This window comes from Plantactinospora sp. B24E8 (assembly GCF_039871735.1).
GTDB lineage: Bacteria > Actinomycetota > Actinomycetes > Mycobacteriales > Micromonosporaceae > Plantactinospora.
Map to the genome: position 1 here is coordinate 17,770 of NZ_JBDPMH010000024.1, position 14,911 is coordinate 32,680.

General features: G+C 70.2%; 10 protein-coding genes. 9 read left to right on the forward strand and 1 reads right to left on the reverse strand.

Annotation, left to right across the window (positions count from 1 at the left end; genetic code table 11):
- Positions 1–5 precede the first annotated feature (5 nt).
- The 3 genes from ABGB21_RS26570 to ABGB21_RS26580 are packed head-to-tail and all read left to right on the forward strand — an operon-like array spanning position 6 to position 2,571.
- Positions 6–713, forward strand: a complete 708-nt coding sequence (locus ABGB21_RS26570) for an SDR family oxidoreductase (protein ID WP_347680060.1) — start codon at positions 6–8, stop codon at positions 711–713.
- Positions 710–1,588, forward strand: a complete 879-nt coding sequence (locus ABGB21_RS26575) for an amidohydrolase family protein (protein WP_347680062.1) — start codon at positions 710–712, stop codon at positions 1,586–1,588. The genes ABGB21_RS26570 and ABGB21_RS26575 overlap by 4 nt, the downstream gene beginning before the upstream one ends.
- Positions 1,582–2,571 (forward strand): aldo/keto reductase, encoded by a 990-nt coding sequence (locus ABGB21_RS26580; RefSeq protein ID WP_347655651.1) that lies wholly within the window; start codon positions 1,582–1,584, stop codon positions 2,569–2,571. Before ABGB21_RS26575 ends, ABGB21_RS26580 begins: the two co-directional genes overlap by 7 nt.
- A gap of 83 nt (positions 2,572–2,654) precedes the next feature.
- Here ABGB21_RS26580 and ABGB21_RS26585 read toward each other — a convergent pair whose 3' ends face one another.
- On the reverse strand, positions 2,655–6,203 hold the full coding sequence (locus ABGB21_RS26585) for a ThuA domain-containing protein (protein WP_347655652.1): 3,549 nt from the start codon (positions 6,201–6,203) through the stop codon (positions 2,655–2,657).
- Positions 6,204–6,723: 520 nt separating this feature from the next.
- Between ABGB21_RS26585 and ABGB21_RS26590 the strand changes: the two genes are divergently transcribed.
- From ABGB21_RS26590 to ABGB21_RS26615, 6 genes are all read left to right on the forward strand, one after another.
- Positions 6,724–8,235 carry a sugar ABC transporter ATP-binding protein gene (locus ABGB21_RS26590; RefSeq protein WP_347655653.1) on the forward strand — a complete coding sequence of 504 codons (1,512 nt, stop codon included), beginning with the start codon at positions 6,724–6,726 and terminating at the stop codon, positions 8,233–8,235.
- A gap of 114 nt (positions 8,236–8,349) precedes the next feature.
- Positions 8,350–9,324 (forward strand): ABC transporter permease, encoded by a 975-nt coding sequence (locus ABGB21_RS26595; protein ID WP_347655654.1) that lies wholly within the window; start codon positions 8,350–8,352, stop codon positions 9,322–9,324.
- A gap of 2 nt (positions 9,325–9,326) precedes the next feature.
- Positions 9,327–10,310, forward strand: a complete 984-nt coding sequence (locus ABGB21_RS26600) for an ABC transporter permease (protein ID WP_347655655.1) — start codon at positions 9,327–9,329, stop codon at positions 10,308–10,310.
- Between the two features lie 11 nt (positions 10,311–10,321).
- Positions 10,322–11,506, forward strand: a complete 1,185-nt coding sequence (locus tag ABGB21_RS26605; RefSeq protein WP_347655656.1) for a substrate-binding domain-containing protein — start codon at positions 10,322–10,324, stop codon at positions 11,504–11,506.
- A gap of 8 nt (positions 11,507–11,514) precedes the next feature.
- Positions 11,515–12,366, forward strand: a complete 852-nt coding sequence (locus ABGB21_RS26610; RefSeq protein WP_347680064.1) for a sugar phosphate isomerase/epimerase family protein — start codon at positions 11,515–11,517, stop codon at positions 12,364–12,366.
- A gap of 66 nt (positions 12,367–12,432) precedes the next feature.
- Positions 12,433–14,823, forward strand: coding sequence for an RICIN domain-containing protein (locus ABGB21_RS26615; RefSeq protein WP_347680066.1), 2,391 nt, complete (start codon positions 12,433–12,435; stop codon positions 14,821–14,823).
- Positions 14,824–14,911: the final 88 nt, after the last annotated feature.

Here is a 14,911-nt window from a genome sequence, read left to right on the forward strand (position 1 = left end):
CCGGCGTGGCATCGGCCATGGCCATGGCCGAGGCACTGGCCCTGGCCGGCGCCGACGTCGTCGGCGTCTCCGCCCAGCTGGAACCGGACGGGAGCGAGGTGGAACGCCGGGTACGGGCGGCCGGCCGCCGGTTCACCGCGCTGCGGGCCGACCTCGCCGACCGGGCGGCCGTGCACCGGTTGGCCCGGGACCTCGTCGCGCTCGGGCCGATCGACATCCTGGTGAACAACGGCGGCACGATCGCCCGTACGCCGGCTGCCGAGCATCCTGACGAGATGTGGGACCACGTCATCGAGGTGAATCTGAGCAGCCAGTTCGTGCTGAGCCGGGAGATCGGCCGGAGCATGGTGGAGCGGGGCCGGGGAAAGATCATTTTTACCGCGTCGCTGCTGAGTTTCCAGGGCGGTATCACCGTACCCGGCTATGCCGCGTCGAAGTCCGGCGTGGCCGGGCTGACCAGGGCGCTGGCGAACGAATGGGCGCCCCTCGGGGTGAACGTCAACGCCATCGCGCCCGGTTACATCGCCACCGACAACACCCGGGCGCTGCGCGACGACCCCGAGCGTGACCGGGCCATCCTCGCCCGGATCCCGGCGGGCCGGTGGGGCGACGCCGACGACCTCGGCGGCGCCACAGTGTTCCTGGCCTCGGCCGCCTCGGACTATGTCAACGGGATCGTGCTGCCCGTCGACGGCGGATGGCTGGGCCGATGACCGGCGGTCAGAACCCGGCAGGCCCGGGCATCGTCGACGCGCACCACCACCTCTGGGTCCGGGCCCGCCATCCGCAGCCCTGGATCGACCCGTCGACCATGGCGGCCATCTCCCGCGACTTCGAGGTCGTCGACCTCGCCCCGCTGGCCCGTACCGCCGGGGTCTCCGGGACCGTCGTCGTGCAGTCCATCGCCTCGGTGGCGGAGACGGTGGAGCTGCTGGGCGTCGCGGCGGACAGCACCCTCGTCCGGGGGGTCGTCGGCTGGGTGGACCTGACCGCCGCCGACGTCGCCGACCAGCTCGACCGGCTGCGGGCGGCCCGGGGCGGGGACCGGCTGGTCGGCATCCGCCACCTCGTCCAGGCCGAGACCGACCCGGCGTACCTGGACCGTTCGGACGTCCGTCGGGGGATCGCCGCGGTGGGCGCCGCCGGCCTGGTCTTCGACCTGCTGGTCCGCGAGCACCAACTGGCCATGGCGACCCGCCTGGCACACGACCTGCCCGAGGTACGGTTCGTCCTCGACCACCTGGGCAAGCCGACCCTGGGCGGGGCGGATCCGGTGGACTGGGCCCGGGACCTGCGGGCCCTGGCGGCCTCGCCGAACACGACCGCGAAACTCTCCGGCCTGGTGACCGAGGTACGACGGACGCACTGGACGCCGGAGGACCTGCGGCCGGCGGTCGCCACCGCGCTCGACGCGTTCGGGCCGGACCGGCTGATGTTCGGCTCCGACTGGCCGGTGTGCCTGCTCGCCAGCTCGTACCAGCGCTGGGTCGACGCCCTGGCGGAGACGCTGGGCGACCTCGGTGCGGTCGAGCGGGAGCTGGTCTGGGCGGAGACGGCACGGCGCGTCTACCGGTCGGGGGCGTGGTGAGGTCCGCCGCGCCGCCGCGCCGCCCGGCGGTACGCCTGACCGAGCTGGGGTTCGGTGCCTCCCAGGGCGGCAACCTGTACCGGGTGACCACCGACGAGGAGTTCGCCAGCGCGGTCGACACCGCCTGGGAGGCGGGCGTCCGGTACTACGACACCGCACCGCACTACGGACTCGGGTTGTCCGAGCGCCGGCTCGGCGCCGCGCTGCGGGGCCGGCCACGCGACGAGTACGTGGTGTCGACGAAGGTCGGTCGGCTGCTCGTACCCACGCCGGAGGACGCACACCGGCGTGACCCGGAGGGGTTCGACGTCCCGGCGAGCCACCGACGGGTCTGGGACTTCAGTCGTGACGGGGTCCGGCGCTCGATCGAGGCGAGCCTGGAACGCACCGGCCTGGACCGGATCGACGTCGTCTACCTGCACGACCCCGACGACCACTGGGAACAGGCCGCGACCGAGGCCGTACCCGCCCTGGTCGACCTGCGGGACCAGGGCGTCGTCCGGGCGGTCGGGGCCGGCATGAACTCCTCGGCGATGCTGGCCAGGTTCGTCCGCGAGACCGACGTCGACGTGGTGATGTGCGCGGGGCGCTACACCCTGCTGGAGCAGGGCGCCGCCGGTGACCTGCTGCCCGCCGCGGTGGACCGCCGGGTGGGCGTGGTGGTCGCCGGCGTCTACAACTCGGGGCTGCTGTCCCGGGACCGGCCACCGACCGGGGCACGCTACGACTACCGGCAGGCCCCGGCGGAGCTGGTCGAGCGGGCCCGCCGGATCGCCGCGGTCTGCGAGACGTACGGCGTCACCCTGCCGCAGGCGGCGCTCGCCTTCGTCCGCCGGCACCCGGCCGTGGTCTCGACGGTCGTCGGGGTACGCGACGGAGGGCAGGCGGCCGAGGCGGTACGGCGCTTCGCCGCCCCCGTGCCGGACGAACTCTGGGACGCGTTGACGGCGGACGGTCTGCTCACCGCCCCGCAGCCCGGCTAGGGTCGGCCGACGTCCCGGTCGGAACCGCTCCGGTCGCTCCGGAGGCCGGTCCCGACCGGGACGTCACTGGCTGTCGGGCCGGGTCAGGCCGCGGTGAACCGCCACTGCTGGTTGGTGCCGGTGTGGCAGTTCCACTGCAGCAGTCGGGCTCCGTCGGTGGTGGCGGCGCCGTTGACGTCCACGCAGTGTCCGCTCACCACACTCTTCACCGTGTACACCCCGGAGGTTCCGGTCGGGGTGGCGGTGAACTTCTGCTGGTTGCTGTTGTTGCAGGTGGCCTGCTGGAGGAAGGCGCCCGGCGCGGTGGAGGCGCCGATCACCTCGACGCACTTGCCGCTGTGCACCGCCTTCAGATAGACCGCACCACCACCGGCGTCGACAGCCTGCCACTTCTGGTTGTTGCCCCCGGTGGCCGCCCACTGGTGGATCTGCGCGCCGTCGGCGGTGGAGACGCCGCTGACGTCCATCAGCTTGCCACTGTGCTGCGCGGTGAGCGTCCAGGTCCGGCCCGCCACGCCGCCGCCGCTGCTCGGTACCCCGACGCCGTTACCGCCGAAGGTGTGCGAGTCGAGGTCGAACCAGTTGTTCGCGCTGCCCTTGAACACCAGGTAGAGCGTCTGGGTTCCGGACAGGGCGGAGACGTTCACCGGTGGCGTCGACTGGTAGTTGTCCCAGCCGCCGGTGCTCGGCACCGGGGTGGTGGCCAGCAGCGTCCCGGTCGGCGAGCCGGCACGGAGTTCGATCGAGCCGCCACCGGACGGCGACGACAGCCGGTAGCTGACGGTGGTGATGCCCGACAGGCTCATCGGGGTGAAGGCGATCCAGTCGTTGTTGGAGATGTCTCCGACGCGTTTGCCGCTCTCCGCGCCGGCCTGGTCGACGATTCGCGTGCCGGACTGGCTGGTGTGGTACTCGGCCTGCTTGTGCTTGGGCTGGAGGATCGCCTGTGCGCGGCCGGTGAGCGGGGCCGCTCCGCCGGCGCCGCCGTTGTCGGTGTAGTGCGCGTTCAGCACGTAGAACAGGTTGGCGCCGTCGGGGTGTCCGCCGAGCAGGTCGGTGGAGATCGTGCCGGAGCAGCCGGGGTAGTCGGTGGTCTCGTGTGCGTGGTCGTCGTGGCCGAGCGCCGGGTTGAGCACCACCCTGCTGCAGTCGATCGTACCGCCGTCCGGATCCGTGACACTGATCTGGTACGACACCCGGTCACCGAAGGTCAGCATGCCGCCGTTGGCCGGGGTGGTGATGGTGACCACCGGAGCGGTGTTGCCGACGGTGATCTGGACGTTGGAGAAGCCGGTCTTTCCGCTGCTGTCGGTGACCTTCAGCTGGGCCGTGTAGTTGCCGTTGGTGGTGTACACCTTCGACGGGTTGGCCGCCGTCGAGGTGGTGCCGTCGCCGAAGGTCCACTGGTAGCTGAGCGTGTCACCGGGATCGGGGTCGGCGGTGCCGGCACTGCTGAACTGGACGGTGAGCGGGGCGTTGCCGTTCGTGGGCGTACCGGTCGCCTTGGCGATCGGCGACCGCCCACCCTGGATGTAGTCGATCCGGTAGAGCCCGGAGTCGCTGTTCCCGCCACCGAAGTTGGTGCCCCACTCCAGCAGGTAGAGCGAGCCGTCCCTGCCGAACTCCATGTCCATCGGCTTGTTGAAGTTGCCGGCCGGCAGGAACGGGTTGGTACGGGTCACCGTCGTCGCCGGGTCGAAGTGGACCTCCTTGACGTAGTTGCGGGCCCACTCGTAGAAGAAGTGCACACCGTCGTAGTACGGCGGAAACTTCGTGGCCGACGGGTTCGCCGGGTCGTACCGGTAGACCGGTCCACCCATCGGGGCCGAGCCGCCGGAGCCGAGTTCCGGGAAGTTCGGCGAGGTGCCGTAGCCGTACCAGATCTGGGGTGCGACGACCGGCCGCAGGCTGGTCAGACCGGTGTTGTTGGGCGAGTTGTTGACCGGTGCGGCGCAGTTGAACTTCGTGCCGACCACACCGGTGTCCGGATTGTACGGGGCGTAGGGCTGGTTGTCGCCGTGGCAGAACGGCCAGCCGTAGTTGCCGGCCGACTTGATGACGTTGAGTTCGACGAGCCCTTCCGGGCCCCGGTTGGTGGTCGGGGGGTTCCGGTCGGGCCCGTAGTCGGCCAGGTAGACCCAGCCGTTCGCCGGGTCGATGGAGAACCGGAACGGGTTGCGGAAGCCCATCGCGTAGATCTCCGGCCGGGTCTGGGCCGTGCCCTGCGGGTAGAGGTTACCCGTCGGAACGGTGTAGCCGCCGCTGGCCGAGGGCCGGATGCGCAGCAGCTTTCCCCGCAGGTCGTTGGTGTTGCCGGCGGTGCGGGCGGCGTCCAGGTTGGCCTTTCCCGGCCGCCAGTCGAGCGGGGCGTAGCCCTGCCAGTTGGGGTCGAGGTTCGGCGGCGTGTCGTCGCCGGTGCCGATGTAGAGGTTTCCGTCCGGGCCGAACTCGATGTAGCCACCGGTGTGTCCGGGCTCGGGGAACGTACGGTCGCGGTACCCGGGAATGTCGATGATCGTGACCTGGCTGGACATGTTCAGCGTGTCGCCGGTCAGCGTGAAGCGGGAGACCCGGTTCACGTCGGTGGCGCTGCTCGCCGGGGAGTGGTAGAGGTACACGTATCCGTTGCTGGCGAAGTTCGGGTCGAGCGCCAACCCGGTGAGGCCGTCCTCGCCGCCGGTGTAGACGCTCAGCGTGCCGGCGGTGACGGTGGTGTTGGTCGACGGCTTGAAGATCTTCAGCTGCCCGGCCCGCTGGACGTAGAGCACCCGCCCGTCGGGTGCCACCGCCAGCGCCATCGGGTCGACGGTGTTGTCGTCGAGGGCACGCTTCTCGAAGTTGCCCCAGACGGTGCCGCCACAGTCGCCCGGTTCGTTGCCGGCGGCCCACTTGACGCCGCCGAGGACGTGGTTGCGGAAGTTCGTCTCGCTGTAGGACTCGATGGCGTGCCCCATCGCGGTGGCCCACACCCGGCCGCCGCTGACGTTGCGGCACCAGGAGATCGGGTGGTCCGGTCCCATCGCCCGGGAGCCGGGGTTGTAGGTGCGTTCGTCGGCGGTGACCAGGACGTGGACGTCACCGCGCGGGTTGCGGTCGAAGTTGTACCACTCCTCGCTGCGGTTCCAGCGGTCCGGGAGGCTGGCCGTCGAGGGATGCTTCTTGTCGGCGACGATGGCGGTGCCGGGCAGCACGCCGGGGGAGTGCTCCGGCATGTGGGCACCGGCGTTCACGGTCTGGTCCCACCACGGGTACTCGCCCTCGATGCCCATGTCCGTGGCGTTGTGGACCGCCACGATGCCCTTGCCGCTGGCGAGGAATCCCTCCACCGCCTGGCGTTGGGCGGCCGAAGTCCAGACCATGCCCGAGGTCTGGAACATGATGAGGACGTCGAAGGTCGCGAGGTTGGCCGGGGTGAAGACGTTCGAGTCCTCGGTGTGTACCAGTTCGAAGTTGTTCGCCGCGGCCTGCTGCTGGAACATCGAGACCCCGGCGGGAATCGAGTCGTGCCGGTAACCGGTGGTCTTGGTGAAGAGCAGGGCGCGGAAGACGGGGGCGGCCGACGCCGGGGGCGCGAGCGCGAGGGACAGTAACAGGCCGGCGAGCACGCCGATGATCAGGGTTTTGCGACGCATGCCGTCTCCTAGTTCGGGGGCAACGGGATAGCGGCCACGGGCCCGGCGGCGCGTCAGGTGGTGCCTGGCACGCGTGGGGGCACGAGTGTGCCGGCCGGTCGTCGTGCCGTTCGCCGCAACGGCAGTCAGCCCCGCATGAAGTCACACAGCGTGACGGGCGCTGGGTGCCCGTCCCGTGTCTGCAAGCTGTCCGGATGCGTTCCACGTCAACGACCGTCGATGTCCGTGTGTCGCGTGCCACGTTGTCCCGAGGTGGGGGCGGCCGTGTCTGGCCCGTCGGGTCGGCGCCGCTGCCGCTCGAGGGGTGGGCCCGGCGGCCGCCTCAGGTCGAGGATTGCGGAGCCGCATCCAAACATCTATCTTCATACGTGTGATGTTTCGCTCGTGTCAAGCGAGTGTTTGCACCGTAAGAACAAAAGCCTCCCCGCCGCCACCGAAAGTTCCTCGTCCAGCGAACGAAATGCCTCGGCGGGCGGCGGGCGTACCACCCTGTTCACTACTATCCGTAAGGGCCTTTGTGATGTCAGATCCACGGCCGTCGCCGCTGCTCGTCCTGCGGGGGATCGGCAAGTCGTTCCTCGGGGTACGTGTCCTCGCCGGTGTCGACCTCGAGGTCCGGCCAGGCGAGGTGCATGCCGTCGTCGGTGAGAACGGCGCCGGGAAGTCCACCCTCATGAAGATCGTCTCGGGGGGGCACGCCCCGGACGAGGGCAGTATCGAGTTCGCCGGTGAACCGTGGACGTTCCGCGGACCGCGCGACGCGCAGCGGGCCGGCATCGGCATCATCCACCAGGAGTTCAACCTGCTGCCGGAGCGCACCGTCGCGGAGAACGTGTTCCTGGGCCACGAGCCGGTGCGTCGCGGTCTGGTCGACCGTCGGGAGATGCTCCGCCGTACCGCGGAACTGCTCGCCTCGGTCGGAGAAACGACGCTGTCGGCCGACAGCCGGGTGGGCCGTCTCGGCGTCGCGCAGCAACAGGTCGTCGAGATCGCCAAGGCCCTCGCCCTCGACGCACGACTGCTCATCATGGACGAGCCCACCGCCTCGCTGGCCGACCACGAGGTCGAGTTGTTGTACGGGCTGGTACGCCGGCTCCAGGAACGGGGCATCGGCCTGCTGTACGTCTCGCACCGGCTCGCCGAGGTCTTCGACCTGTCGGACCGGATCACCGTCCTGAAGGACGGTCGTCGGGTGACCACCGTGCACACCGCGGAAACCACCGCTGACGAACTGGTCCGGCACATGGTCGGCCGGGAGCTGTCCAGCTACTACCCGGACCGGGCCGGTACCGACGAGCGAGGTCCGGTCCGGCTCACCGTCCGTGGCGGCGGAAACCGGAAACTGCGCGATGTCGACCTGGAGTTGCGGGCGGGCGAGGTGCTCGGCGTCGGCGGCCTCCAGGGGGCCGGGCGGTCGGCGCTGGCCCGTGCGATCTTCGGGGTGGCCCCGTTCACGACCGGCGAGGTCACGGTCGACGGCACACCGGTCCGGCTGCGCTCGGCACGCGAGGCGATGCGGGCCGGCGTCGCGTACGTCACCGAGGACCGCAAGGCCGAGGGCATCGTCGGCCGGCAGTCCGTACTCGACAACGCGCTGCTCGCCAGCCGGGCCGTCTTCGCGGCCCGGTCCGGCCGCACCGCCCGGACGGTACGCGTGCGGGAGTTGCTCGCCGCGGTGGATGTCCGCGCCGTCGACGACGACCAGGAGATCCGCTTCCTGTCCGGCGGCAACCAGCAGAAGGTCGTGCTGGCCCGGTGGCTCGCGCTCAACCCCCGGATCCTGCTTTTCGACGAGCCGACCCGGGGCATCGACGTCGGCGCGAAGTCGGCCATCCACGACCTCGTCCGGCGGCTCGCCCGCGACGGGGCCGCGGTCCTGATGATCTCGTCCGACCTGCCTGAGCTGCTCGGAATGAGCGACCGGATCGTCGTGATGCGGGACGGCCGGATCGCTGGCGAGTTGCCGGCCGGTGCCTCCGAGGAGGACGTCGTCGCGCTCGCGGTCGGGGCCATTCCCGAGGTGGCCGCGTGAGCGCGAGGAGTGAGCCGGGTTTGCGAGCCCCGCAGTCGCGAACGGAGGCTGTCCGGTGAGCGCGAGGAGTGAGCCGGGTTTGCGAGCCCCGCAGTCGCGAACGGAGGCTGTCCGGTGAGCGGTCTTCCGCTCCGGCCGGCCCGGCGGCCCGTACCGGGCGTGTTCGTGGCCCTGGCGCTCGTCCTCGCCATCGGCTGGCTTGTCGTGGCGATCGACGGCGGCCAACTGTTCAACCAGTCGACGACAGTGAGCCTGCTGCACGTCGCCGCCGGTCTCGGGCTCGTCGCGGTGGGCCAGACCCTGGTCATCCTCGGCGGCTCACTCGACCTCTCCGTGGCGTACGTGGTCAGCCTCAGCACCCTCGTCGCGGCCGAGACGATGGACGGCCGCGACACCGCACTGCTGCCGGCGGTCGGCCTGGCACTCGCCGTGAGCGCCGGTATCGGGCTGCTCAACGGACTGCTCGTCACCACGCTGCGGATCAACGCGTTCATCGCGACCCTCGGCGTCGGGCTGCTGATCAAGGGCTACCTCGACAACGGGTACGACGGACCCGCCGGCAGTACCGCCCGCTCCCTCGTGCAGACCCTCGGCTATCAGCGGGTCGGCCCGGTACCGCTGTCCTTCCTCCTGCTGGTCGCCGTCACCGCAGCGGCCTGGTTCGTGCTCTCCCGGACCCGGTTCGGCCACCACCTGGTCGCCGTCGGCGGTGACCCGGAAGTCGCCCGGCTGTCCGGCGTACGCAACCACCGGGTCCTCGTCACCGCCCACGTGCTCTGCGCGCTCTGCGCCGGGCTCGCCGGGATCTACCTCGCCAGCCGGCTCGGCTCCGGCGCGCCCCGGGTCGGCACCGAGGGGCTCTACGACCTCGAGTCGATCGCCGCGGTGGTGATCGGCGGCACCGCCCTCGCCGGCGGACGCGGCGGTGTCGTCGGCACCGTCGGCGGGGTGCTGCTGCTCGCCAGCATCGACGCCATCTTCAACCAGCTCGAGGTCGACGCCTTCTTCAAGCAGGTGATCCGCGGCGCCATCATCATCGCCGCGGTCGCCGTCTACGCCCGTCGGGCCCTGCGGAAGGCGGACGGTTAGCCATGCGGACCCTGCGACACCCTCCACTGCCCCGGCGTATCCCGTGGTCCCGCGCCGGCGGCATCCTGCCGATCCTCACCATCCTCGTGGTACTGCTCGTCCTTGTCGCCGTGCGGCAGCCCGACTTCCTCACCCCGCCGTCGCTGATGTCGTTCCTCGGCCGCTCGGCACCGATCATCCTGCTCGCCGCCGGCCAGTACTTCGTGATCGTCTCCGGCGAGTTCGACCTCTCGGTCGGTTCACTGGTCACCGCCCAGGTCGTCGTCGCCGCCCGGCTCATCGACAGCGACCCGTCCCGAACCTGGCCGGTGGTGCTGGTGCTGCTCGTCGGCGGCGCGCTCGTCGGGCTGGTCAACGGTCTGGTCACCACGCGGCTGCGGGTGCCCTCGTTCATCACCACCCTCGGCATGTTCCTGATCCTCGTCGGCGCGGTGTACCTCTGGTCCGACGGAGCGCCGAAGGGCGGGCTCTCCGAGGAGTTCCGCCGATTCGGCCGACGCGCGTTCGAGGACGTGCCGGTGCTCGGTCGGCTGCCGTACGCCCTGATCGTGCTGCTGGTCCTTGCCGCACTGGCCGTGCTGCTGATGCGTTCCGACTTCGGCCACACACTGGTCGCCGTCGGCGACAACCCCCGGACGGCCGAGTTGAGCGGGGTACGCGTCTGGCGTACCCGGACCCTCGCCTTCGTGCTCAGTGGGCTCGCCGCGGCGGTCGCGGCGATCCTGCTCGGCGGCTACAGCGGCGTCTCGTTCCAGGCCGGTGCCGGCCTGGAGTTCGGGGCGATCACCGCGGTGGTTCTCGGCGGTGTCGCGTTGGGCGGCGGTCGCGGTTCGGTGGTCGGCGCGATGCTCGGCGCACTCACCCTTGAACTGCTCTTTGCCCTCATGAACTTCTACGGCGTCTCCGGCGCCCTCAGATCGACCGTCCAGGGCGCGATCATCCTGTGCGCCGTGGCGGTCTCGGCCCTGCGTTCTTCTTCCAGATGAGAGGATTTTCCGTGACACGTCGTTTGGCGGCCCTGGCCGCGGTCACTCTGCTGTCGCTCGTCGGCTGTGCCACCGACGATCCGGGCGCGACCCCGTCGGGGACCCCCACCGGTGCCGTCGGAGCGGGCACCGGGGAGCAGTCGAAGTTCTTCGTGCAGGCCGACTACGACAGGGAACTCTCCCTGCTTGCCGCCGCCCCGACCGGGCCGGCGGACAAGCCGTGGGAGCAGGCGCTCAACCCGACGATGGTGGACACCGCGAAGTTCAAGAAGGCCGGACCGTACAAGATCTGCTTTTCCAACGCGGCGCTGAACAACCCGTGGCGGCAGGTCGGATTCAAGACCATGCAGGCCGAGGTCGAGGCGCAGCGGAGTCGAATCCGCGAGTTCGTCCACGTCGACGCCGAGGGCAAGGACCAGAAGCAGATCGCGGACATCAACGACCTGCTCGGCAAGGGATGCGACGCGCTGATCGTCTCACCGAACACCACCGCCACCCTGACCCCGGCGGTCGAGGCGGCCTGCGCCGCCGGTCTGCCGGTTGTCGTCTTCGACCGTGGCGTGGACACGAAGTGCCCGGTGACGTTCATCAACCCCATCGGCGGCTACGGCTTCGGGCACGTCGGAGCGGAGTTCGTCAGCCAGCGGATGAAGCCCGGCGGCAAGGTGCTCGCGCTGCGGATCCTGCCCGGCGTCGACGTGCTGGAGACCCGCTGGTCCGCCGCGAAGCTCGCGTTCGACAAGGCGAAGGTCGACGTCGTCGGGGTCGAGTTCACCGACGGCGACCCGGCCAAGACCAAGAAGATCGTCGACGACTACCTCCAGCGGTACGGCACGATCGACGGCGTCTGGATGGACGCGGGTGCGGTCGCGGTGGCGGCGGTCGAGGCGTTCCAGGACGCGGGCAAGCCGGTGCCGCCGATCAACGGCGAGGACCAGCTCGACTTCCTGCGGATCTGGAAGGCGGAGAACCTCACGGCGATCGCGCCGACCTATCCGACCTACCAGTGGCGTACCCCGATCATCGCCGCTCTGCGGATTCTCGACGGTCAGCAGGTCTCCAACCCGTGGAAGCTGCCCCAGCCGACGATCACCCAGGAGAACCTGGACGGCTTCCTCGACCCGGACATGCCGCCGCTGCACTACGCCATGTGCGGCTGCACCGACCTGCCCGGATACCCGCAGCGTTGGAAGTAGGTCATGCCGTGTACGCCATCGGTGTCAATCCCTGGGTGTGGGCCTCGCCGGTCGACGACGCGGCCCTGGCCGAGCTGGTTCCCCGGATCGCCGGGTTCGGCTTCGACGCGGTCGAGTTGCCGATCGAGCAGCCCGGCGACTGGGATCCGGTCCGCACCCGCGATCTGCTGGCGACGTACGGCCTGGCCGCGGCCGGCGTCTGCGCGGTCACCCCGCCCGGGCGTGACCTCGTGGACGCCGCCCCGGCCGTCGTCGAGGCGACGGTGGCGTACCTGAAGGGCTGTGTGGAGAGCGCGGCGGCGGTGGGTGCGCCCTGCGTCGGTGGTCCGGTCTACGCCTCGGTGGGCCGGACCTGGCGGATGACCCCGGCGGCCCGCGCCGCCTGTTACACGGACTTCCGCCGGGCGTTGGCGCCGGTCGCCGACCAGGCGGGGGAGCGGGGGGTGTCCATCGGGGTGGAGCCGCTCAACCGCTACGAGACGAGTGTGGTCAACACCGTCGACCAGACGGTGGAACTGCTCGACGGACTACCACCGAACGTCGGCATCATGATCGACACGTACCACATGAACATCGAGGAGTCCGATCCGTACGGCGCGCTCGTCCGGGCTGGCCCGTACATCAAGCATGTCCAGGTCAGTGGCACCGACCGGGGTGCTCCCGGCGCGGACCATCTCGACTGGCCCCGCTTCTTCGCCGCGTTGGACGCCACCGGTTACCGGGGTGCGGTCTGCATCGAGTCGTTCACCGCCGAGAACGAGACCATCGCCACCGCCGCGTCGATCTGGCGTCCGCTGGCACCGTCACAGGATCGGCTCGCCCAGGACGGACTGCACCATCTCCGGCGGATCCTCGGTTGACCCGCCACAGCCGGACATCGGTCACACCACACCACCCCACCCCCGTTCCAGGTAAGGAGACCTCCCGTGTCCGTACCCCGACATCCTGCTGCCCGGCGGCGCACCCGGGTCGCCGCCGCGGTGGCGACCCTGACCACCGTGGCCGCCGCGGCCGTGGTGGCCACCTCCACGCCGGCGTTCGCGGCCACCACCACCCTCTACGCCGCCCCTTCGGGCAGCGGCACCGCGTGCACCGTCGCCGCGCCCTGCTCACTGACCGGCGCGCAGACCGCGGTCCGGTCCCGCACCGGGTCGATGTCCGGTGACATCGTCGTCGAGCTGGCGGACGGCGTGTACCGTCTCACCTCCCCGCTGCGGCTGACGGCCGCCGACTCCGGCACGAACGGCTACCGGGTGATCTGGCAGGCGGCTCCGTCGGCCCGCCCGGTGATCAGCGGCGCCCGGGCGGTCACCGGTTGGTCCCTCGTCGACGCCGGAAGGAACATCTGGCGGGCGAACGTCGGCGCCGGTGTCGACAGTCGGCAGCTCTACGTCGACGGTGCCATCGCCACCCGGGCCCGTACCCAGGTCAACCGCGCCGACTTCACCGCGGACAGCACCGGGATGAGGTTCACCAGCAGTGCGCTGGGCTACCTGAACAACCTGGCCAACGAGAACCGGATCCAGCTGGAGAGCGTCAACTCGTTCACCGACCGGTACGTCTCGGTGCAGAGCATCAGCGGAAACCTGATCACGATGCAGCAGCCCGGCTGGAGCAACAACAACTTCGGGTACGACACCTTCACCAGCCCGCACCGGGCGGGCCCGCTCTACCTGACCAACGCGTACGAGTTCCTGGACGCGCCGGGGGAGTGGTATCTCGACCCGGCGAGCGGTGCCCTCTCCTACATCCCGCTCAGCGGCCAGAGCATGAACACGGTCAGTGTGGAACTGCCGACGCTCCAGTCGCTGGTGCAGGTCGGGGGCAGCTACGACGCGCCCGCCCACCACCTGACCTTCAGCGGGATCACCTTCACCGGCACGAGTTGGCTCGGGCCCAGCAGCAACCAGGGCTACGCCGACCAGCAGACCGGTGCCTACGTCGCCGGCAACTGGAGCTGGCCGGCCTTCAGCTCCTGCCACAACGGGTGCCCACAGTTCGAGGCGACCCGGCCGAACTGGCTCCAGTCGCCCGCCGCGGTCCAGGTCTCCGCGGCGAACAACATCACCTTCACCGACTCCCAGTTCGTCAACCTCGGGCAGACCGCGATCGGCATCGGCAACGACGTCAGCGCGCACGGGAGCGGGGTCGGTCTCGGCGCCAGCAACATCACCGTCACCAGGTCCGAGATCGCCCGCAACTCGGCCGGCGGCATCGTCGTCGGCGGCGTGCGGGCCGACGCGCACCACCCCGCCGACCAGCGGATGGTCAACCGGGACATCACCATCAGCAACAACCGTCTGCACGATCTCGGCGTGGAGCACCGGGGCATCGTGTCGGTGCTGACCACCTACGTCACCAACGCCACCGTCGCGTACAACGAGGTGTACAACATGCCGTACACCGGGATGTCGATGGGGTACGGGTGGGGGGCCAACGACGCCGGCGGCAGCAACCACTACGCCGACCGTGGGCTGTACAACTACCAGCCGCGGTACTCGACACCGACGACGGCGTCGAACAACCGGCTGATCGGCAACTACGTGCACGACGTGATGCAGCAGATGAACGACGGCGGGTGCATCTACACGCTGTCGGCGAACCAGGGCGGGTTGATCAGCGACAACTACTGCCTGCGGACCAACGGCTACTTCGGGATCTACTTCGACGAGGGATCGCGGTACTGGACCGCCCGGAACAACGTCTTCTCGAACACCGGCACCTGGGCCACCGCCAACTACTGGTTCGCCGAGAACATGGGCAACTTCACCGTCACCAACAACTGGTCGACCAACGGCAGCACGAACGTCACCAACGGCGACCGGGGCAACGTCGTCTCCGGCAACGTCACGGTGACGGGTGGCAACTGGCCGGCGGGCGCCCAGGCCGTGATGGCGGCGGCCGGGCCGCAGAGCGGCGGCGGCCAACAGAACGTGCAGGTTGTCGGCGGTCAGTCCGGCCGCTGCCTGGAGATCGGCGGGTCGAGCACGACCAACGGCACCCAGGCGCAGCTCTGGGACTGCCACGGCGGGGCGAACCAGCGGTGGACCTACACCGCGGGCCGGCAACTGATGGTGTACGGCAACAAGTGCCTGGACGCCTCGGGTCAGGGCACCGCCAACGGCACCCTGGCGATCATCTGGGACTGCAACGGCCAGGTCAACCAACAGTGGAATGTCAACCCGAACGGCACGATCACCGGCGTGCAGTCCGGGCTGTGCCTCGACGCGAGCGGCCAGGGCACCGCGAACGGCACCAAGATACATCTGTGGGCCTGCCACGGCGGCACGAACCAGCAGTGGAGTCTGCGTAACTGACCCACGGGTGGGCGGGGACCGGGTCCACTGCCCGGCCCCCGCCCACCCCGGCGGTGGAGCGGATGCCGCCGCCGGCGACGGTGGGTGG